At 74.1% G+C, this 19731-nt stretch carries 16 protein-coding genes; 7 read left to right on the top strand and 9 right to left on the bottom strand.

The window, feature by feature from the left end:
• Positions 1-37: 37 nt before the first annotated feature.
• Positions 38-1573, bottom strand: a complete 1536-nt coding sequence (locus CHR28_RS36300) for an alpha/beta hydrolase (RefSeq protein WP_256984602.1) — start codon at positions 1571-1573, stop codon at positions 38-40.
• Positions 1574-1962: 389 nt separating this feature from the next.
• Here CHR28_RS36300 and pip point away from each other — a divergent pair, with 389 nt between their 5' ends.
• Complete coding sequence (gene pip / locus CHR28_RS36295) at positions 1963-2955, top strand: prolyl aminopeptidase (RefSeq protein WP_094057986.1); 993 nt, start codon at positions 1963-1965, stop codon at positions 2953-2955.
• A 72-nt stretch (positions 2956-3027) separates the two neighbouring features.
• Here the strand turns inward: pip and CHR28_RS36290 are convergent, their stop codons facing one another.
• A complete protein-coding gene (locus CHR28_RS36290; RefSeq protein WP_094057985.1) occupies positions 3028-5079 on the bottom strand; it encodes a glycoside hydrolase in 2052 nt (683 codons plus the stop codon).
• A 314-nt stretch (positions 5080-5393) separates the two neighbouring features.
• On the opposite strand from CHR28_RS36290, the gene CHR28_RS36285 reads away from it, so the two are divergent.
• Together CHR28_RS36285 and CHR28_RS36280 are read left to right on the top strand one after the other, a co-directional pair.
• Positions 5394-6404, top strand: coding sequence for a LacI family DNA-binding transcriptional regulator (locus tag CHR28_RS36285; RefSeq protein WP_094057984.1), 1011 nt, complete (start codon positions 5394-5396; stop codon positions 6402-6404).
• A 4-nt stretch (positions 6405-6408) separates the two neighbouring features.
• Entirely contained in the window at positions 6409-6843 is a 435-nt protein-coding gene (locus tag CHR28_RS36280; protein WP_256984601.1) for a DUF6193 family natural product biosynthesis protein, read from the top strand.
• 41 nt (positions 6844-6884) lie between these two features.
• Here CHR28_RS36280 and CHR28_RS36275 read toward each other — a convergent pair whose 3' ends face one another.
• The gene (locus CHR28_RS36275) at positions 6885-8336 is read right to left on the bottom strand and encodes a DEAD/DEAH box helicase (RefSeq protein WP_094057983.1); all 1452 of its coding nucleotides are present in this window, start codon (positions 8334-8336) and stop codon (positions 6885-6887) included.
• 151 nt (positions 8337-8487) lie between these two features.
• Positions 8488-8691 (bottom strand): cold-shock protein, encoded by a 204-nt coding sequence (locus CHR28_RS36270; RefSeq protein WP_003991681.1) that lies wholly within the window; start codon positions 8689-8691, stop codon positions 8488-8490.
• 349 nt (positions 8692-9040) lie between these two features.
• Between CHR28_RS36270 and CHR28_RS36265 the strand changes: the two genes are divergently transcribed.
• The 3 genes from CHR28_RS36265 to CHR28_RS36255 all read left to right on the top strand — a co-directional run bounded on the left by CHR28_RS36265 (position 9041) and on the right by CHR28_RS36255 (position 13261).
• Positions 9041-11248: an MMPL family transporter gene (locus CHR28_RS36265; protein WP_179272688.1), complete on the top strand. Its 2208-nt coding sequence runs from the start codon at positions 9041-9043 to the stop codon at positions 11246-11248.
• A gap of 103 nt (positions 11249-11351) precedes the next feature.
• A complete protein-coding gene (locus CHR28_RS36260; protein ID WP_094057981.1) occupies positions 11352-12587 on the top strand; it encodes a sensor histidine kinase in 1236 nt (411 codons plus the stop codon).
• Positions 12584-13261, top strand: a complete 678-nt coding sequence (locus CHR28_RS36255) for a response regulator transcription factor (RefSeq protein WP_094057980.1) — start codon at positions 12584-12586, stop codon at positions 13259-13261. Before CHR28_RS36260 ends, CHR28_RS36255 begins: the two co-directional genes overlap by 4 nt.
• 7 nt (positions 13262-13268) lie before the next feature.
• Here CHR28_RS36255 and CHR28_RS36250 read toward each other — a convergent pair whose 3' ends face one another.
• The 5 genes from CHR28_RS36250 to CHR28_RS36230 all read right to left on the bottom strand — a co-directional run bounded on the left by CHR28_RS36250 (position 13269) and on the right by CHR28_RS36230 (position 18533).
• Entirely contained in the window at positions 13269-14432 is a 1164-nt protein-coding gene (locus CHR28_RS36250; RefSeq protein ID WP_256984600.1) for a serine hydrolase domain-containing protein, read from the bottom strand.
• Positions 14433-14529: 97 nt separating this feature from the next.
• Positions 14530-15234, bottom strand: a complete 705-nt coding sequence (locus tag CHR28_RS36245) for a response regulator (protein WP_094057978.1) — start codon at positions 15232-15234, stop codon at positions 14530-14532.
• Positions 15231-16397 carry a sensor histidine kinase gene (locus CHR28_RS36240; protein ID WP_094057977.1) on the bottom strand — a complete coding sequence of 389 codons (1167 nt, stop codon included), beginning with the start codon at positions 16395-16397 and terminating at the stop codon, positions 15231-15233. The genes CHR28_RS36245 and CHR28_RS36240 overlap by 4 nt, the downstream gene beginning before the upstream one ends.
• Positions 16398-16768: 371 nt before the next feature.
• Positions 16769-17446 carry an SRPBCC family protein gene (locus tag CHR28_RS36235; RefSeq protein ID WP_094057976.1) on the bottom strand — a complete coding sequence of 226 codons (678 nt, stop codon included), beginning with the start codon at positions 17444-17446 and terminating at the stop codon, positions 16769-16771.
• 55 nt (positions 17447-17501) lie between these two features.
• On the bottom strand, positions 17502-18533 hold the full coding sequence (locus CHR28_RS36230) for a medium chain dehydrogenase/reductase family protein (RefSeq protein WP_094057975.1): 1032 nt from the start codon (positions 18531-18533) through the stop codon (positions 17502-17504).
• A gap of 96 nt (positions 18534-18629) precedes the next feature.
• Between CHR28_RS36230 and CHR28_RS36225 the strand changes: the two genes are divergently transcribed.
• The gene (locus tag CHR28_RS36225) at positions 18630-19301 is read left to right on the top strand and encodes a TetR/AcrR family transcriptional regulator (protein WP_094057974.1); all 672 of its coding nucleotides are present in this window, start codon (positions 18630-18632) and stop codon (positions 19299-19301) included.
• The last annotated feature ends 430 nt before the right edge of the window (positions 19302-19731 follow it).

The following is a 19731-nucleotide window of genomic DNA, read 5'->3' as shown; positions in this document are numbered from 1 at the left end:
CCGCCGTGTGGACGGCGCCGGCCCGGGGCGGGGTGGGTCAGCGCAGGGTGCCGATGCGGTCGAGCCGGTCGTCGACGCCGTTGCGCAGCTCACCGAGGGTCGTGCCCGCGGGGGCCTTCTTCGGTGTGGCGGACGGCGGCTGGGTCTCGTCCGCGCACGTGGTGCCGCGCGCCGGGACCTCGAGGTCGACGAGGTAACCGGTCACGGCGTCCGTCGCGCAGGCGCTGCGGCCGAAGGCGGTGTGCCCCTCGGCGCGGAACGTCAGCAGCCGGCCGTTGTCCAGCTTGCGGGACAGGGCCACCGAGTCCTGGTACGGGGTGTCCGGGTCGCCGGTGGTGCCGAGGACCAGGATCGGCGCGGAGCCCTTCGCCCGGAAGGAGCCGGCGTAGCGGCTGGGCTTCTCGCCCGTCCACTGGACGCAGGCGGTGGCGTGCTGGTGGTCGTAGGTCGGCGGGCCGTACGCCATGGCCGGGCCCAGCAGCGGGGCCAGTTCGGCGTTCCGGGTGACCTTCCGCTTCAGCAGGGCCGGGTCACGCGGGTAGTCCTTGTCGACGCACTCGACGGCCACGTTCGGGTTGAGGAAGTCGTAGCTGGCCGGGGACGGCGGCCGCAGCAGGAACGAGGTGTTGTCGCGCTGCTGCGCCTTGCGCAGGGCCTGGCCGAGGGAGGGCCAGATGACCTTGCCCTCATTGATGTTGAACATCAGGCGGTACACGAGGGTGTAGCCGCCTGCCTGCCCGCCGTTGGCGGTCGGGACGGGGTTGGCGTCCAGGTCGGCCTTGAGCTTCTCGAAGGCGGCCCGGGGGTCGCCGTCGCCGAACCCGCACGTGGCCTGGTCGTCCTTGCACCAGTCGAGGAAGCGGCCCATCGCGCCGTCCAGCGCCAGGTACTGGGGCCGGTCGTAGGCGTACGGCTTGTTCGCGTAGTGCTCCGGGTCGTAGCCGCCGTCGAGCACCAGGGCGCGCACGCGCTCGGGGTACATGGCGGCGTAGACGGTCCCGATGTAGCTGCCGAACGACCGTCCGTAGTAGGTCAGTTGTTCTTCCCCGAGCGCCTGCCTCAGCAGGTCGACGTCCCGGGCCACGTACCCGGTCCCGACGTACGGCGCGATGCCGCCCGCGTTGTCCTGGCAGCCCTGGACGAACGAGGCGGCCTGGCGCACGGCGGGCTCGTAGGCGTCCGGGCCGGGCACGCCCTTGGCGGCGGTGACGGCCTGCGTGTACGTCGGGTCGTCCCAGCACACCACCTGCGAACTCCGGCCGACACCGCGGACGTCGTAGCCGAAGACGTCGAAGTTGTCGCGCAGGGAGGCCGGCAGTCCGGCGTAGTTGTTGCGCACGAAGTCGACGCCGGAGTTGCCCGGGCCGCCGGGCTGGAGGAACAGGGTGCCCTTCTTCGCGCCCTGGTCCGCGGCCTTCTTGCGCACGACCGCCAGGGTGATGGTCCGGCCCTGCGGGTCGCGGTAGTCCAGCGGCACCTCGGCGTTCGCGCACTCGAACCCGCCCTGGCAGTCGGCCCAGGCGAGGCTCGGCACGGCCGGCTGCGGGTCGGTCGCGGCGGGCTGCGCCGCCATCACCTGCGGCGCCGCGGCGCCGGAGACGGCGAGGGCGAGCGCGGCGGCGAGGGCCGTGCGCAGCCGGGGCAGACGTCTGCGCGTGGGCGCACCGGAGCGGTGTTCGCCGTGTTCTGTTGTTCTCACTGTGTGGTTTCCCCCTCGGGCGCGGGACGTCGGCCCGGCGCTCGGTCGGTTGGTCGGTGGGTCGTCGATCGGACTGGTCGGTCGATCGAGTCGGTCCGTGGCAGTTTCCGGCCGGACCCGGTCGCGGGGAGCGGCCGGGGCGGGATTGTCGGCAAGTTGCGACGTGATCTTTGCATTACCGGGCGGCGGTTGTAGGGGTGTTCACTTGCGGAGTCCCGTGATTCCGGTGCGGAGTCCCGTGATTCCAGGAAGGAACGTCCGACATGTCCGAGCTCTATCCGGCCGTCGAGCCGTACGCCCACGGCATGCTCGCCGTCGGCGACGGCAACCTCGTCCACTGGGAGACCTGCGGCAACCCCGAGGGCAAGCCCGCGCTGGTGCTGCACGGCGGGCCGGGGTCCGGTGCGGGGCCGTTCTGGCGGCGGCTGTTCGACCCGGCGGCGTACCGGGTCGTGCTGTTCGACCAGCGCGGGTGCGGGCGCAGTACGCCCGACGCGGCGGACCCGGAGACCTCGCTCGCCGTCAACACCACCGGGCACCTGATCGCCGACATCGAACTGCTCCGGCAGCACCTGGGCATCGACGACTGGCTGGTCCTGGGCGGCTCCTGGGGCGTCACCCTCGCGCTGGCCTACGCCGAGCAGCACCCCGAGCGGGTCTCCGAACTGGTGCTCCTCAGCGTCACCAACACCACGCGCCGCGAGGTGGAGTGGGTCACGCGGGACATGGGGCGCATCTTCCCCGAGGAGTGGTCCCGGTTCCGGGACGCCGTACCGGAGGGGGAGCGTGACGGGAACCTGGCCGACGCGTACGCCCGGATGCTCGCCGACCCCGATCCGGCCGTGCGGGAGCGGGCCGCACGGGAGTGGTGCCGCTGGGAGGACGTGCACGTGTCCACCCACCCGGGGCACCGGCCCGACCCGCGCTTCGAGGACCCGCGCTTCCGGTTCCGGTTCGCCCGCCTCGTCACGCACTACTGGCGGCACGCCGCCTTCCTGGAGGACGGGGCGCTGCTGCGCGACGCGGGGAAGCTCGCCGGCATCCCCGGGGTGCTGATCCACGGCCGCATGGACATCAGCGGACCGCCGGACGTGGCGTGGCGGCTGGCCCGGGTGTGGCCGGACGCGGAGCTGGTGCTGATCGGCGACGAGGGCCACGGACTGTCCGGGAGCACCTCGACGGGGGCGGTGGTGGGAGCGACGGACCGCTTCCGCCCGAGAGCGACGGACCGCTTCCGCCCGGTCAGCGGCGGCTAGCCGCTCCCCACGGCCACCGGCTGCCGCCGTCCGGTGGCCGTGGGGCCGCGGCCGACCGGCCCTGACGCGTGGTCAGCCGGTCACCTCCGTCAGCCTCCAGCGCTGGTTCGCGCCCGAGTTGGGCTGCCAGACGCCGACCGGCGCGTTCTCCTGCGTCGACTGGCCGGAGACGTCCGGGAGTTGCCCGGTGGCCGCGTTGACGAGGGTCCATGTGCCGTCGCCGGTCGTGGAGGCGATCCACTCGGCGGCCCTGTCACGGCGGCCCGTGTCCGGCTCGGCGACCAGGGCGCCGCCGCGGACGGCGAGACGCTTGCCCGACGCGGACTCGGCGAGGACGTAGCGCGCGCGGTGGCCGGCGTCACGGACCCGTTCCACCGTCCAGTGCCGGCCGGCCGGGTCGGCCGAAGCGCCGCGGATCACCAGGCCCCTGCCGTCGCCGGCGATCGTGAGGTCCTTGCCGCTCTGCACACCGGTCAGGCGGTACGAGTGGCCCTTGCGCAGTTCCGCCGCGTCCTTCGCGACACCCGAGACGCCCTGGACGAGGAAGGACGTCACCGACTGCGCGGGCACGGAGACGGTGGCCCGCTCGCCGGTGACGCGGACCGGGCGCTGCCTGGCCAGCTTGCCGTCGGCGCTGGTCACCACGGGGGTGACGGAGGCGCGGGCGGAGACGTGGCCGAACTTCGACAGGTCGAGCGTGACCTCGCGCGCCTCGGCGGTGCTGTTGACGTGCACGACGGTCGCCGCGTCGCCCCTGCGGGAGACGGCGGCCGTGCTGGACGTGTCGTCCGTCTTGATCAGCCGGTCGCCGGGCTTGATGAAGTGCGTGAAGTTCCGGGCGGTGTCGAACTTGGTGTTCGTGTACACCGGGCAGGTCTCCAGCGTGTCCCGGGCCGTGCAGCTGAACGGCAGCTGGATCTCGCCCCAGTTGCCGCCCTTGGCGGACTCGCCGCCCGGCTTCATGTTGTCGTAGTCCTCGACGGGCTGCCAGAACACCCAGGCGCTGGGCTCCAGTTCGCGCAGGTCGTCGACGATGCGCTGGGCCAGGCCGAGGCCGGGCCGCATGTCCGTGAAGCTCTGGCCGTCGCCCCAGTCGCCCTCGACCTCGCTCATCCACAGCGGTTTGCCGGCGGCCTTGGCCAGGTCGCGGACGGTGGTGCGCCCGCCGGTGCCGTAGGTGTGGACGTTCATCTGGCCCACCAGGTCACGGACCTCCTGCGGGTAGGAGTTCCAGTTGGTGGCGAAGATGCCGGGGTTCGTCTCGTCCATCGCGGAGATCTCCGCGTCCGACCGGGACTTCTCCAGCACCGGGGCCAGCGCGCGCAGCACCTTCTGCTGGAGCTCGGGGCCCATGTGCGCGCCCTCCTGGCGGCCGCCGACCGGCTCGCCGTCCGGGCCGAGCCTGGTGCCCCAGTAGTCGGTGTTCGGCTCGTTGAACGGGTCGAGGGTGTCGACCTCGATGCCGTGCGCCTTCTCCAGCCGCTCGGTGGCACCCACCAGGTACTGCGCGAAGTCCTCGACCGACCCGGGCTTCAGCTGGTCCTTTCCGGCGTCGAAGTTGCCGGAGACGTAGCCGCTCTCGGTCATGAACCAGGGCGGGGAGTTGCTGAAGGTCTCCCAGTGGGTGATGTCCTTCTTGATGCGGTCGACCCACCAGCGCTGCGTCCGGTCCGCGTCCTTGTTCCAGTCGGCCGGGTCGTCCGCGTCCCACCAGTCGACGTCCTCGCGGGTGGTGCCCGCCGGGGCCTTCCACCAGCCCTCGACCGCGCCGCCCGCGCGCAGGTAGTCCTCGACGTCCGGGGCGTTGCCGCCGCCGATGTTGTAGCGGGCGATGTTCAGCGCGAGGCCCTCGTCGCCGAAGAGGAGCCGGTAGAGCTTCTCGCGTATCGCGGGCGGGTAGTCGCCGGTGGCGTTGGCGAACCAGACCAGGCTGGTGCCCCAGCCCTCGAACCTCTCGCCCGCGTAGGAGGGGTCCGGCCGGACGGTGACGCCGGCGGCGGCCCGGCCGGCCGGCGGTTCGGCGGGGGCGGCCGGCAGGGTCGTCGTGGCCAGGAGGGTCCCGGTCGCCACGGCGGTGACGCCGACGGCCCCGAGGAGTCGTCGCCTGCGGGTGCGGTGTGCCATCTCGAGTACTCCAGCTCTTCTGCGTGCCGCGCGTCCCGGCGGACGCAGAGATCGGGGCCCAGGTGGTGCGACTGGTCCGGGTATATGGCCTTCTTGTGCGGTTCGTGCCCGTCGATGTTTACGTAAACATCGGCTGGCGGGATGTCTACACTGTCCGAATCTCAAGGGTCAAGGAGTCGTTCCGGACCGAAAGTTCACGCCGCGCGGACGGCGGGGGAAGCGAGGGGCGGGTGGGCGCAGTGGACGGCGAGAGCGAGCCGGGGGGCACGGGTCGCACGAGAAGGCGCGCGGTCCGCCCCCGCCAGGGCGCCTCCATGGCCGACGTGGCGCGGCTCGCCGGGGTCTCCTCCCAGACGGTCTCCCGCGTCTCGAACGGCTTCGCCGGGGTCACCGAGGACACCCGCCGCCAGGTCCTGGCCGCCATGCGCGAACTGGGCTACCGGCCCAACAGCGCGGCCCGGGCGCTGCGCCGCGGGGAGTTCCGCACCCTCGGGGTGATCACGTTCTCCCTCTCCACCATGGGCAACATCCGCACCCTGGAGGCCATCGCCACCTCGGCGGCCGGGCACGGCTACGCCGTCACGCTGCTGCCGGTGGCCGTCCCCACCCAGGACGAGGTGAACGGCGCCTTCTCCCGGCTGGGCGAACTGGCCGTGGACGCCGTGATCGTCATCATGGAGATCCACCTGCTCGACGCGGCGACGGTCTCCGTGCCGCCCGGGGTGCAGGTCGTGGTGGCCGACTCGGACGCGGGCGACCGCTACCCCGTCGTCGACACCGACCAGGCGGGCGGCGCCCGGGACGCCGTACGCCACCTCCTCGGCCTCGGCCACGAGACGGTGTGGCACCTGGCGGGCCCGGAGGACTCCTTCGCCGCGCAGCGCCGCGCCGACGCCTGGCGCACGACGCTCACCGAGGCGGGCCGCCCGGCGCCGCCCCCGGTGCGCGGCGACTGGTCGGCGCAGTCCGGCTACCGCGCCGGGCTGCTGCTCGCGGACGAGCCCGGCTGCACGGCGGTGTTCGCCGCCAACGACCAGATGGCCCTGGGCCTGCTCCGCGCCCTGCACGAGCGGGGCCGCCGCGTCCCCGAGGACGTCAGCGTCGTCGGCTTCGACGACATCCCCGAGTCCGCGTCCTTCCTCCCGCCCCTGACGACCGTCCACCAGGACTTCGCCGAGGTGGGGCGGCTGTGCGTGGAAGGGGTGCTCAGCAAGATGCGCGAGGGCGGCGACACGGGCGGCGGCTCCGCCGCAGGCGGGCACGGGACGACGCTGGTACCCACGCGGCTGGTGGTGCGGCAGAGCACGGCGCGCAGGGGTGGTTGAGCGCGTGGGACACCCCCACGGTCCGCCGCCGGCCCCGGGCGCCTGGCGCATCCTCCTGGCCCGGGCCGAAGAGGCCGCCGCACACCACGCCTCACCGCTCGCCGAAGCCTTCGCGGAACTGGTGCGGGTGGCGCACACCGAGCCGCGCCTGCGCCGGCTGCACCCCTGGACCGGCATGTGGGAGCTGCACTTCAGCCGCTGCACGGAACATCCCCTCACCTGGGACATCCCGTACATCGGCACGTCGGCGGACGGCCGGTACCGTGTGGAGGGCCCGAGCCGCAGCAGCCCGCGGATCACCGAGACCGGCTGTGCGCGGGTCGCGGTGGCGCAGGTCGTCGAGCACCTGCCACCGGGCTGCGGCCCGGCCTTCGAGGGCAGCGCGCACGAACTGGCCGCCCACGAGAGGGCGCGGGACGGCAGCGGGGAACGGGCCTGAGCGCCCGGCGGCGAGCCCGTCCCCCGTACGTACGGCAGCGGTCAGCGGCGGCGGGCCCGGGGCGGCCTGGCCCGTCGGCCGCCCGGGGCGGAACCGGAGCGGGCGGGCCGGTTCTCGGCCGGCGGCGGGGTGAGGACCACGGGCACGCCCGAGGGCTCCCGCGCACCCGTGATGCGGCTCAGCTCCGCCTCCTCGGGGCCCACCCGCGTGACCTGCGGGGTGATGCCGGCGTCGGTCATCAGCCGGGACATCTCGCGCCGCTGGTGCGGCAGGACCAGCGTGACGACGGTCCCGGACTCGCCGGCGCGGGCGGTGCGGCCGCCCCGGTGCAGGTAGTCCTTGTGGTCGGCGGGCGGGTCCACGTTGACGACCAGGTCGAGGTTGTCCACGTGGATGCCGCGCGCGGCGACGTTCGTGGCCACCAGGACCGTGACGTCGCCGTCCTTGAACCGGGCCAGGGTCCGGGTGCGCTGGGACTGCGACTTGCCGCCGTGCAGCGCCATCGCGCGCACCCCGACCGCCAGCAGCTTCTTGGCCAGCCGGTCGGCGGCGTGCTTGGTGTCCAGGAACATGATCACGCGTCCGTCACGGGCCGCGATCCGGGTCGTGGTGGCGTGCTTGTCGTCGTCGTCCACGTGCAGCAGGTGGTGCTCCATCGTGGTGACCGCGCCCGCGGACGGGTCGACCGAGTGCACCACCGGATCGTGCAGATACGCCCGCACCAGCCGGTCCACGTTGCGGTCCAGGGTGGCGGAGAACAGCATCCGCTGGCCCCCGGGGCGCACCTGGTCGAGCAGGGCGGTCACCTGCGGCATGAAGCCCATGTCGGTCATCTGGTCGGCCTCGTCGAGCACCGTGACGCCGACCTGGTCCAGACGGCAGTCGCCGCGGTCCAGGAGGTCCTTGAGCCGGCCCGGCGTCGCGACGACGACCTCGGCACCGGCGCGCAGGGCACTGGCCTGGCGGCCGATCGACAGCCCGCCGACCACCGTCGCGAGCCGCAGCCGCAGCGCCTTGGCGAACGGGGTGAGGGCGTCGGTGACCTGCTGGGCCAGTTCCCGCGTGGGCACCAGGACGAGCGCCAGCGGCTGCCGGGGCTCGGCCCGCTGCCCGTCGACCCGGGCCAGCAGGGCGAGACCGAAGGCGAGCGTCTTGCCCGAGCCGGTGCGCCCGCGGCCCAGGACGTCCCGGCCGGCCAGCGAGTTCGGCAGCGTCGCCGCCTGGATCGGGAACGGCTCGGTCAGGCCCTCGGCGCGCAGCGCGGCCAGCAGCCGCGGCGGCAGGTCCAGCTCGGCGAACGTCTCGACGGCGGGCAGCGCCGGGGTGAGGGTGGCGGGCGGTGCGAAGTCGCGGGCGGGGGCGGGGCGGCGGGCGCCGTGGCCGGTGTTCGCCGTGCGGGAGCCGGCGTTCTGTCCTGCCGCCTTGCGGGGCCGGAAGCCTCCGTTGCGGGAGCGGGGGGAGCCGTTGTTGCTCCTGCGAGCCGTGCGGTCCATGGGGAACCTTCCTCGATGCGGCACGTATCGGGGAATGCGCGACGGCACCGGAGGGCCGCAGGATTCGCAAGAGCGAGCCGGAGTGGGAGAAAACGAGCCGAGGCCCGCACCGCGAGGGGTGCGGGCCCCGGTCAGGGCAGACGCGTCCGCGTCAGGCGGGAACGATGTTCTCGGCCTGCGGGCCCTTCTGGCCCTGCGTGACGTCGAAGGTCACCTTCTGGCCTTCCTGGAGCTCACGGAAGCCGGAGGTCGCGATGTTCGAGTAGTGGGCGAACACGTCGGGACCGCCGCCCTCCTGCTCGATGAAGCCGAAGCCCTTTTCCGAGTTGAACCACTTCACGGTGCCGGTAGCCATATGAATCTCCCTTGAGGGGCAGTACTCAGGGCCCGCACCTTGCGGACCCGTAGTCGCCGAAATGATCACCCTGTGGAGAGATCCGAAAATCCTCGGAAACAAAAAAGAGTGCTCGTCGACAAAGGCCGATAGAGCACTCGAAGTCTCTGGGAACCAAAACTGCAACAACGACGACGGTAGCACAGGGGATGACGGAAGGCCCGGGAAATCTCGTACCCGGGGTGGACCCGGGTGCCGGTTCTACTGCGTGGCGAGTACCCCGGATTGTCGGCAGCCGCACGACGACGACAGGGCCCTGGGGCGGAGACGCTGGGCGGACGATCGACACGAGATGCGGAGACCTCCTGCCGTGGCAACTTTCCTGTACCGAGTGGGCCGTCTGGCCTTCAGGCGACGCTGGTACGTCGCCCTGGTCTGGGCGGCCGTGCTGGCCGCCGTGGGGCTGGGCGCCCTCAAGGCGCCGGGCGCCGTCGACGAGGAGTTCTCGATGCCCGGCATCGAGTCCCAGAAGGCCTTCGACCTGATGGAGGAGCGCTTCCCCGGAGCCACCGGCGACGGCGCGACCGCCCGGGTCGTGTTCATCGCGCCGGACGGCGGGAAGGTGACCGCCGCCGAGAACAAGGAGGCGATAGAGGAGGCCGTCGCCGGGCTGGGCGACGGGACGCAGGTCGCGAGCACCGTCGACCCGTTCCGGGCGAAGGCCATCAGCCGGGACGGCTCGACCGCCTTCGCGACCGTCACCTACAAGGTCGGCGCGGCCGACCTGACCGACGCCAGCCGCACCCACCTGGAGAAGACGATCGACCAGGCCCGGGAGTCCGGGCTGACCGTGGAGGCCGGCGGCACCGCGCTCGCCGAGGAGGGCGGGCCGGGCGGCGCCGCCGAGGTGATCGGCGTCGCGATCGCCGCGGTCGTGCTGCTCGTCACCTTCGGCTCGCTGGCCGCTGCCGGGCTGCCCCTGCTCACGGCCGTCGTCGGGATCGGCGTGAGCATGGCCACGATCCTCGCCCTGTCCAGCGCCCTCGGGCTGTCCACCACCACCGGCACCCTGGCGACGATGCTGGGCCTGGCCGTCGGCATCGACTACGCCCTGTTCGTCGTCTCCCGCTACCGCGAGGAGCGCGCCAAGGGGCGCACGCCGCAGGAGGCGACCGGACTGGCCGTCGGCACCGCCGGGTCCGCGGTGGTCTTCGCCGGGCTCACCGTCGTCATCGCGCTGGCCGGGCTGGCCGTCGTCGGCATCCCGATGCTCACCAAGATGGGGCTGGCCGCGGCGGGCGCCGTCGTCGTCGGCGTGCTGGTCGCGCTGACCCTGGTGCCGGCGTTCCTCGGCTTCTGGCCGAACGCCGTGCTGACCCGCAAGGCCCGCAGGAGCGGCCGGATCGAGGGCGGCACCGAGTCCAACGGCGGCACCCGCTGGGCCCGTTACGTCCTGCGCCGCCCGCTGCCCGTGCTGCTCCTGGGCGTGCTGGGCCTCGGGGCCCTGGCCGTGCCCGTGACCGGCCTGCAGCTGGGCATGCCCGGCGACGAGGCCAAGCCGGTCTCCACCACCGAACGCCGGGCCTACGACGCGCTCGCCGAGGGCTTCGGACCGGGCTTCAACGGGCCGCTGACCATCGTCGTGGACGCCCGGGGCGCCGCCGACCCGAAGACTGCGACCGCCGAGGTCGCCGAGGAGATCGGCGCCACCGAGGGCGTGGTGTCCGTCTCCCCGGCCCGCTTCAACGACGCCGGTGACACCGCCGTCTTCTCGGTCGTGCCGTCCACCGCCCCGACCGACGAGAAGACCAAGGACCTGGTGACGACGATCCGGGGCGAGCGGCCCGGCGTCGAGCAGGGCAGCGGGGCGAGCTACGAGGTCACCGGCACCACCGCCATGAACATCGACATCGCGGAGAAGGTGCAGGCGGCGCTGGTGCCGTATCTGATCGTGGTGGTCGGCCTGGCGGTCGTGCTGCTGCTGGTGGTCTTCCGGTCGCTGCTCGTCCCGCTGAAGGCGGCGCTCGGCTTCCTGCTGTCGGTGCTGGCCTCGCTCGGCGCGGTCGTGGTGGTCTTCCAGCAGGGGCACGGCGCGGAACTGCTCGGTGTGGAGCAGACGGGGCCGATCATGAGCCTGATGCCGATCTTCCTGGTGGGCATCGTCTTCGGCCTGGCCATGGACTACGAGGTGTTCCTGGTCTCGCGGATGCGGGAGGCCCATGTCCACGGCGAGACGCCCGAGCGGGCGGTCGTGTCCGGCTTCCGGCACAGCGCCCGGGTGGTCGTGGCCGCCGCGCTCATCATGATCGCGGTGTTCGCCGGGTTCGTCGGCGAGAGCGACTCCATGATCAAGATGATCGGGTTCGGGCTCGCCACCGCCGTCCTGTTCGACGCGTTCGTCGTCCGCATGGCGATCGTGCCGGCCGTTCTCGCCCTGCTCGGCGAGAAGGCCTGGTGGCTGCCGAAGTGGCTGGACCGGCTGCTGCCCCGCGTGGACGTGGAGGGGGAGGCCCTGACCCGGCCGGCGGCCGCACCCGCCCCGGACGGCGCCCCCGACCTGGAGCCGGCCCGCACCTGAGGAGGCGTCCCCGGGCCGCTCGTGGCGAAGGACACGGGCGGCCCCCGGGCGTCCCCACCCGGCATCGACCACGATGGTGACAGTCCACCCACCGGAGAGCCCCATGACCACCAGCCCGGAGCGGCGCTACGCGGACCGCCTGGAGGAGTTCGCCCACCGACGCCCCTTCCTCGTCGACCTGGCGACGGCCCTGGCGCTGATGGCCTGCGCGACCTACGGCACCTCCCTGACCCTGCCCAGCGCGAGCCCGCCCGACCAGGACGCGACCGGGATCGCCGTCATGGGCGTGGCCTGCCTGTTCCTGCTCAAGCACCGCGCCTACCCGCGCACCGTCGTGCTGGCCAACACGGCCTGCACGGTGGCGGTGGTCGCGATGGGCTACCTGCTCACCCCGCTGGTGCTGGCGCCGATCATGGCGGCGCTGTACTGGTTCTCCACCGTCTCCCCCCGCAAGACCATCCGCGTCTACGGCCTCGTCACCATGCTCGCGGTGATCACCGCCGCCGTGTTCGCGGACTCCATGGACCACCTCTCCCTGCTGCTGCGGACGATCGGCCCGTTCTTCTGGCTGCTGCTGCCCCTGGCCGCGGGCAACATGACCCGGATGCGGCGCGCCTACCTGCACGCCGTGCAGGCCCGGGCCGAGCACGCCGAGCGGACCCGGGAGGAGGAGGCCCGGCTGCGGGTCACCGAGGAGCGCGTGCGCATCGCCCGGGAGCTGCACGACGTGGTGGCCCACCACATGGCCCTGGCCAACGCCCAGGCCGGCACGGCCGCCCACCTCGCCCTCACCAGCCCCGAGCAGAGCCGGAAGATCCTCACCGACCTGACGGGCACCACCTCCGCCGCGCTGCGGGAGCTGAAGGCCGCGCTCGGGCTGCTGCGCGAGCGGGACGACGCCGACGGCGGGGGCCCGCCCGAGCCGTCGCCCGGACTGGCCCGGCTGCCCGAGCTGGTCTCGGCGTGCGAGTCCGCCGGTCTGGAGGTCGCCGTCAGCACCGAGGGCGAGCCGCAGCCGCTGTCGCCGGGCGTGGACCTCACCGCGTACCGGATCGTGCAGGAGGCCCTCACCAACGTCACCAAGCACGCCGCCGCCGAGGCCGCCCACGTGCAGCTCGCCTACACCGGCTCCCGGCTGCTGATCACCGTCACCAACGACGGCCCCAGCAAGCCCGAGGCCGCCCGGGGCCGCGGGTTCGGCGTCATGGGCATGCGCGAACGGGCCCGCTCCATCGGCGGCGACCTGTGCGCCGGGCCCCGCCCCCAGGGCGGCTTCGAGGTCACCACCGCACTGCCGCTGCAGCCCGCCGACCACCTCCCGGAAGGAACCCCCGCATGAGCATCAGGGTGCTGCTCGCCGACGACCAGGCCCTGCTGCGGGCCACCTTCCGCATCCTCATCGACTCCTGCGCCGACATGGAGGTCGTCGCCGAGGCCTCCGACGGCAGGGAGGCGGTGGAGCTCACCCGCGCCCACCGCCCCGACATCGTCCTGATGGACATCCGCATGCCCGGCACCGACGGCCTGGCCGCCACCTCCACGCTGTGCGCGGACCCCGAGCTGTCCGCCACCCGCGTGCTGATCCTCACCACGTTCGAGACCGAGGACTACGTCGCCCAGGCCCTGCGCGCCGGGGCCAGCGGCTTCCTCGGCAAGGACGTCACCGCCGACACCCTGCTGGACGGCCTGCGCACGGTGGCCTCCGGCGAGGCGCTGCTCTCGCCCGGCGCCACCCGCTCCCTGATCACCCGCTTCCTCATGGCACCGGCCCCCGGCACGGACGCCGCGCCGCCGCAGCGTCTCGCCGATCTCACGGTCCGCGAGCGCGAGGTGATGGCCCTGGCCGCGGAGGGCCGCTCCAACGCCGAGATCGCCGACGACCTCGTGCTCAGCCCGCTGACCGTGCGCACCCACATCCACCGGGCCATGACCAAGCTCGGCGCCCGCGACCGGGCCCAGCTGGTCGTCATCGCCTACCAGACGGGCCTGGTCCGCGCGACGCCCCCGGTGTGAGGGAGCGCTACGGCCTGCCGTAGGCGGCCACCATGAGGTCCTGGGCCACCCTGTTCATGTCCCGGCCCTTGGCGTCGGTGGAGTTGACGCTGTACACGAGGGTGCGCGAGCCGTCGCGGGTGGAGGCGATCGCCGCGTTGTAGCCCCAGCGTCCGCCGGTCTTGCCCCACACCTCGCGTCCGCCCAGCACCTTCATGGACAGGCCCGCGGAGTACGCGGCCGCATCGCCGGTGACGAGGTCGGTCACCTTCGGCAGGGTGAACATCTCCTCCAGCAGCGGCCCGCGCACGACCTCGCCGCGGAACAGGGCGCGGGTGAAGCGTTCCAGGTCCTTCGTGGTGGAGACGAGGTCGCCGGCCGCCCAGCCGTCCGTGCTCGTCCACACGGACACGTCGCGCAGCCCCGTCGTCCCGTCGTCCAGCCGCATCCGCTGGTAGCCGTGGTTGTGCGGTCCGGTGATGCGCGGGTCCGTGCCCGGGGAGTACGTGTCCCGCAGCCCCAGCGGGCGCAGCACCCGGCGGGCGAGCTGGTGCTCGTAGGTGTCGCCGGTGACGCGCTCGATGAGCAGACCGGCGATCGTGTAGCCGATGTTGAGGTAGTGCTGCCGTGTGCCCGGCGCGAACTCCGGCTCCTTCGCGGTCGCCGAGCGGACCATGTCCCGGGGGTCGTGGACCCGCAGGCGCTGGGCGTACCACTCCTCGACGGTGCTGCCGGGGAAGTCGGGGGCCGGGATGCCGTGCGTGTGGTTCAGCAACTGCCGCACGGTGACGCCCGCGTAGGACGCCGGGATCAGCTCGGGCAGGTAGGAGCGGGCGGTGCGGTCGAGGTCCAGCCGGCCCTCGGCGGCCAGCTGCAGGGCGACGGCCGCCGTGAACACCTTGGTGACCGACCCGGCGCGGAACCGGGCCGCCGGATCCGCCGGCCGGCCGGTGCGCAGGTCGTGCACACCGGAACTGCCGCGCCAGACGCCCTCCGTGCCCCCGACCCGGACGAGGGCCGCGGTCGCGTCGGCGTCGGGGAGCCCGGCCAGGGCGGCCTCCAGGGCGGCGTGCGGGGAGCGGGCGGAGGCGGCGGGCGCGGCGTGGGCGGGGTCCGGCAGGACGGACGGTCCGGCCGCCACCCCCACGGCGAGCACGGCGGCCAGCAGGGCGGTACGGGTCCTCATGGTCAACTCCGTGATGGTGAGCCGTCGTCGGGTACGGCTCCATCCTTCGCGGCGGCCCCGGCCGGCGGATCGCCCGCGCGAGCGGTTCCCGGACGCCGCCGGCTCACCGGCGCGGGGGAGGAACCGGCCGTTCCGGCTCCCCCGGGCGGGGTTCCCCGGCCGCGATCAGACCCGTCTCGTAGGCGCAGATCACGGCATGGATCCGGTCCCGCAGCCCCAGCTTCGCGAGCACGTTGCCGACGTGCGTCTTGACGGTGTGGTCGCTCACCACCAGCTCGGCCGCGATCTCGGCGTTGGACAGGCCGCGCGCGAGCAGCAGCAGGGTCTGGCGCTCGCGTGCCGTCAGCACGTCCAGCCGCGGGTCGGGTCTGCGGGGCCGGGCGGCGGGAGGCCGGGTGTACTGCTCGACCAGACGCCGGGCGACGGTGGGCGCGAGCAGCGCGTCGCCCCGGGCGGCGACCCGCACCGCGTGCACGAGGTCGTCCCGCCGGACGTCCTTCAGCAGGAACCCGACGGCACCGGCGTGCAGTGCCTCGTAGACGTACTCGTCGGAGTCGAAGGTCGTGAGCATCACTGTGCGGCAGTCCCCGGCCGCGCCGATCGCCCGGCAGGCCTCGATGCCGTCCATGCGGGGCATCCGGATGTCGAGCAGCGCCACGTCGGGGGCGTGCCGCCGCACCGCCGCGACGGCCTCGGCCCCGTCGGCCGCCTCCGCGACGACCTCGATGTCCGGCTGCACGTCCAGGATCAGGGCGAAGCCGCTGCGCACCAGTTCCTGGTCGTCGGCCACGACCACCCGGATGGTCACCGCGCCACCTCCGTGGCGGCCGGGGCCAGCGGGAGGCGGACCCGCACCTCGAAGCCCCGGCCGTCCGGGCCGGTCCCGGCGACCGCGGTGCCGCCGTGCGCCGCCGCCCGCTCCCGCATCCCGACGAGCCCGTGCCCGCCCCCGCGCCCGGCAGCGGGCCGCGGCCCGCACCCGTCGTCCGTCACCCGGATCCCCAACTCCTCTTCCTCCCAGTCCAGTTCCACGGTCACGGTACGGGCGCCGGCGTGCCGGACGGTGTTGGTCAGGGCCTCCTGGACGATCCGGTACACGGTGGCCCCGACCCCCTCCGGGACCGGGCGGACGCGGCCCGCGGCGCGGTGGCGGGCGTCCAGCCCGCTGTCCCGTACCCGGTCGAGCAGGGCGGGGAGTTCGGCGAGACCGGGCTGCGGGGTGCGCGGGGAGCCGTCGGGTTCGTCGCCGTCGCGCAGCACGCCCAGCATCCGGCGCAGCTGCGCCATGGCGTCCCGGCCGGTCGCGGAGATGGCGTCGAAGGCCGCCTCGGCCCGCTCGGGCGCGGCCCGCACCGCCACGGGGCCGGCCTCGGCCCGCACGATCATCAGGCTCACCGCGTGGGAGAGGATGTCGTGCATCTCCCGGGCGATCCGGGCCCGTTCGCGGGCCGCGGCCCGCTCGGCCTCGACGCGGTGCGCGCGCTGCCGGGCGTCGGTGAGCCGCCCGAAGACATAGGCGGCGGCGAACACGAAGCAGGAGAAGGTCAGTTCGCGGGCGGACCGGGTGTTGAGCCACACCCCGGCCGGTACGGCGACCAGCAGCACGAGCCCGGTCAGCAGCCGCCGCGGCGCGGGCGACAGGGCGGCGATGGTGTAGACGGCCACCAGCCCGGTGTACGGCAGGGGCTGCCCGGGCCCGTCCAGGGTCAGCCGGTACAGCGCGTTCGCGGCCAGCACCGCGAACAGCACGGTGAGCGGAGCCCGCCGCCGCCAGACCAGGGGCAGGACGGTGAGACTGCTCAGCCCGTACGCCCCCCAGGTCGCCGGCGGCAGCGCGGGATCGCGCGGTACCAGGAACGGCATCGTCATGGCGCCCTGCACGAGCAGGGCGATCCCGAGATCGACGAGAAGCGGCCTGGCCGCGGCACGCCCCCGCACCCGCTCCCACTCCCCGCGCAACCTCCCGCACATCGCCGTCACCCCGTACGCCCCCGTCCCGCCCGAGCCGATCCGCGTCGCCGGCGGGCTGCCGACTGCCGACTGTCGGCTACCGACCACCGCCACCGGCTGCCGGACACGGTAACGGGCCCGGGCACAGGGCGCGTTGCGACGACGCCGGCCCCCACCGGGTCTGCGGCCCCGGCCTCCGGCCCCTGGGTCTGCGGCCCCGGCCTCCGGCCCCTGGGTCTGCGGCCCCGGCCTGCGGCCTGCCCGGTGCGCCTGGCCCACCCGGCCTGCCCGGTCGGCTCGCCCTGGCCCGGTCCGCCCCGTCCGCCCGGCCCGCCCCGTCCACCCGGCCCGTCCGGCTGTGCGGCGGGGGCCGGCGTCACCGTGCGGCGCGGTCAACCGCCCGCGTGGCGTGCCGTACCCGTGCCGGACTCCCGTGCCTCGGCCGTCGTCTTCAGATCCCGCAGCCACGCCTCCAGGCCCGCCCCGAGTGCCGCCGTCGCCGTGGGGACGTCCGCCTCGACCTGGGAGCCGGTCCAGGTCTCCTCGGTGTGGACCCGGACGCCTCCGGCGACCTCGCGGAAGGTCCACAGGTGGACGCCCCGGTCGATGCGCAGGCCCTCGCCGATCGCGGGGCCGCTCCACACGAGGCAGTCGTGGGGCCGCAGAGCGCGGACGGTGGAGGTGATGGCGAGGGTGGTGGCGGGAGTGGAGGGCGTGGCCGGGGCGGGGGTCGTCCAGCGGAAGCGGGAGCCCTCGCGCAGCCGGCCCGCGTCGAGTCGTTCCGCGGAGGTGACCGGCGGCTGCCAGGCCGGCCAGCGCTCCACGTCGGTCTGCAGCTTCCACACCGTGCGCAGGGACGCCCTGATGAACGTGCCGGACTCGTAGCGGATGAGGGCGCCGTCGTCCACGCCGCGCCCCGCGCACCGGGCCGTGCCGTCCTGGTGCGCGGGAGTGGCCCGGGCGGCGGCCGGGGCGGTGCCCGCGACGACGGTGGCGAGGGCGAGGGCGGCGGTGAGCGCGGCCGTGCGGGCGCGGGGGCGCGGGGCGGGGGAGGTGCCGGTGGCGGACATGGTGTTCCTCTCGGAGCGGTGAGGTGCGGGGCGGGGAGGTGTGCCGTGGAGCGCGTTACGGGATGAGGACGACCTTGCCGGTGACGGTGCCGGACTCGGCCAGCCGTACGGCGTCGGCGACCCGGGTGAGGGGCAGCCGGGCGGCGATCCGGGCCGTGACCTCGCCGCGCTGCAGGGCGGCGAAGACCTGGCCGAGGTCGGTGCGGAGCCGGGAGCGGAAGCGGTCCTTGGCCAGGGCCCGGCCGGCCCAGATGTTGAAGAAGAAGGCGCGGCGCCGGTTGGGCAGCGCCTGCCACAGCCACACCCGCAGCAGCAGCTTGAGCACGGGCCACTGCTTGGACCCCTCGGCGTCCCGGGTGGAGGCGCTGCCGTAGGAGACGAGCGTGCCGCCGGGGGCGAGCAGGCGCCAGGAGTCGACGATGCCGCTGCCGCCGACGTGGTCGAAGACGGCGTCCACCCCGGCGGGGGTGAGCGCGCGGATCCGGGCGGCGAGGCCGGGCGCGCGGTAGCCGACGGGTTCGACCCCCTGTGCGCGCAGGGCGTCGTGGTGGCGTACGGAGGCCGTGCCGATCACCCGGGCACCGGCGGCGAGGGCGAGCTGGACCAGGACCGAGCCCACACCGCCGTTGGCGCCGTGCACCACGACGGTCTGTCCCGCCCGGACGCGGGCCTTGCGGTGCAGCATCTGCCAGGCGGTGACGCCGTTGACGACGAGGGTCTCCGCCTCCGCCGCGCCGATCCCCTCGGGGACCGGGACCACGTCGGCCGCGTCGACCGGCACGTGGCTGGCCCAGCCGCCGACCTTGACCAGCGCGGCGACCCGGGTGCCGATCAGGCCCGGCTCCACGCCCTCGCCGGCCGCCACCACCCTGCCGACGAGGTCGTAGCCGGGGACGAACGGGAACGGCGGCTGGTCGTAGTAGCGGCCCCGGCGCATCTGCTGTTCGGCGAAGGAGACGCCGGTCGCCTCCGTCCGGATCACGAGCCGGCCGGGACCGGGGGCGGGGACGGCGCCGTGGCGGATCTCCAGTCCCTCCGGCTCGACCTTGCCCGGCAGTACGACCTCGACGAGTTCCTCGGTGTTCATGACGCCTCCACTGTCCGTGACTAGCTCTCGTGTTCGTTAGAAGTTGTAACTCCTCGGCGATGCGAGTGTCAATAACTTGAGTGATAGCCTCTAACCATGACCGAGGCAGAGGCGACGAAGAGCCCGCGCGAGCGCTACCGCGCCCAGGTCCGCGCGGAGATCAAGGCACGGGCGTGGGAGCAGATCGCCGCGGCGGGGGCGTCCGCCCTCTCCCTCAACGCGATCGCCAAGCAGATGGGCATGAGCGGCCCGGCGCTGTACCGGTACTTCGGCGGACGCGACGAGCTGATCACCGAGCTCGTCCGGGACGCGTACCGGAGCCTCGCCGACACCCTGCGCGCGACGGCCGCGGAGCACGGCCCCGACGTCACCGCGCTGGCGCACGCCCTGCGCGCCTGGGCCCTGGCCGATCCCCAGCGCTACTTCCTCGTCTACGGCACGCCCGTGCCGGGCTACCACGCGCCCGACGACATCACCGCGATCGCGGCCGAGACCATGGCGACCCTCCTGGACGCCTGCGCCGCGCTGCCCGCGCCGCCGGACGACGCGGCCACCCCCTTCGACGAGCACCTGGCATCCCACCGCGCCTGGGCCGCCGGCCACCCCGCGCCGCCCGCCACCCTGCGCCGCGCCCTGGCCTTCTGGACCCGGATGCACGGCGTGCTCTCCCTGGAGCTCGCCGGCCACTTCACCGGCATGGGATTCGACCCGGAGCACCTCTTCGCCGCCGAACTGGACGCCCTGACCGGCCCGTCGGAGGCCGGCTGACGAGGTCCGGACAGAACGCGTTTGCGAAGATCGCCTGTGGGTGTGCGCTAAACTCCTTTACCGAGCTCTTACGCTCTGATGAGCGTGGCCGCGCTCGTCGCTGGACAAGGGGTGCCCGGTTCCCGGGCCGGCATGAGGGGGGCGTGACATGCGTCGAGTGGTCCGTGTACGCGTCCGCAACGCCGCCCGCGACGGCGTCCCTGATACCGGCCGCACCGCCGGCTGAGCGGCCCGCCCCCGCCGCGGCGGCGCCCCGGAGCCGGTTCCGGCCGGGACCGTGACCCGCGGCACCACGCGTGCCCCGAGCCACCACCGCGTGACCCGGGACCCCTCCGGACGACCCGGCCCGCCCGTGCGGCGGCCCGGCCCGTAGCGCGACGGTCCCGCCCGCGACCCGCCCGGCCACCCCCGCGAGCCGCCCCGGCCCGCC

The sequence above is a fragment of the Streptomyces sp. XY006 genome (assembly GCF_002237655.1).
In the GTDB taxonomy this organism is placed as follows: domain Bacteria; phylum Actinomycetota; class Actinomycetes; order Streptomycetales; family Streptomycetaceae; genus Streptomyces; species Streptomyces levis.
The sequence above is the reverse complement of the archived record's forward strand: the minus strand, read 5'-3'. Positions and strand labels throughout refer to the sequence as shown.

Excerpts from the sequence above, each read along its gene's own strand:
- CHR28_RS36300 (WP_256984602.1), bottom strand. The coding sequence starts at position 1,573 with ATGGCGGCGCAGCCCGCCGCGACCGACCCGCAGCCGGCCGTGCCGAGC.
- CHR28_RS36225 (WP_094057974.1), top strand. The coding sequence starts at position 18,630 with ATGACCGAGGCAGAGGCGACGAAGAGCCCGCGCGAGCGCTACCGCGCC.
- CHR28_RS36270 (WP_003991681.1), bottom strand. The coding sequence starts at position 8,691 with ATGGCTACCGGCACCGTGAAGTGGTTCAACTCGGAAAAGGGCTTCGGC.
- CHR28_RS36275 (WP_094057983.1), bottom strand. The coding sequence starts at position 8,336 with ATGGACCGCACGGCTCGCAGGAGCAACAACGGCTCCCCCCGCTCCCGC.
- CHR28_RS36290 (WP_094057985.1), bottom strand. The coding sequence starts at position 5,079 with ATGGCACACCGCACCCGCAGGCGACGACTCCTCGGGGCCGTCGGCGTC.
- CHR28_RS36230 (WP_094057975.1), bottom strand. The coding sequence starts at position 18,533 with ATGAACACCGAGGAACTCGTCGAGGTCGTACTGCCGGGCAAGGTCGAG.
- CHR28_RS36285 (WP_094057984.1), top strand. The coding sequence starts at position 5,394 with ATGGCCGACGTGGCGCGGCTCGCCGGGGTCTCCTCCCAGACGGTCTCC.
- pip (WP_094057986.1), top strand. The coding sequence starts at position 1,963 with ATGTCCGAGCTCTATCCGGCCGTCGAGCCGTACGCCCACGGCATGCTC.
- CHR28_RS36260 (WP_094057981.1), top strand. The coding sequence starts at position 11,352 with ATGACCACCAGCCCGGAGCGGCGCTACGCGGACCGCCTGGAGGAGTTC.
- CHR28_RS36240 (WP_094057977.1), bottom strand. The coding sequence starts at position 16,397 with ATGTGCGGGAGGTTGCGCGGGGAGTGGGAGCGGGTGCGGGGGCGTGCC.
- CHR28_RS36255 (WP_094057980.1), top strand. The coding sequence starts at position 12,584 with ATGAGCATCAGGGTGCTGCTCGCCGACGACCAGGCCCTGCTGCGGGCC.
- CHR28_RS36235 (WP_094057976.1), bottom strand. The coding sequence starts at position 17,446 with ATGTCCGCCACCGGCACCTCCCCCGCCCCGCGCCCCCGCGCCCGCACG.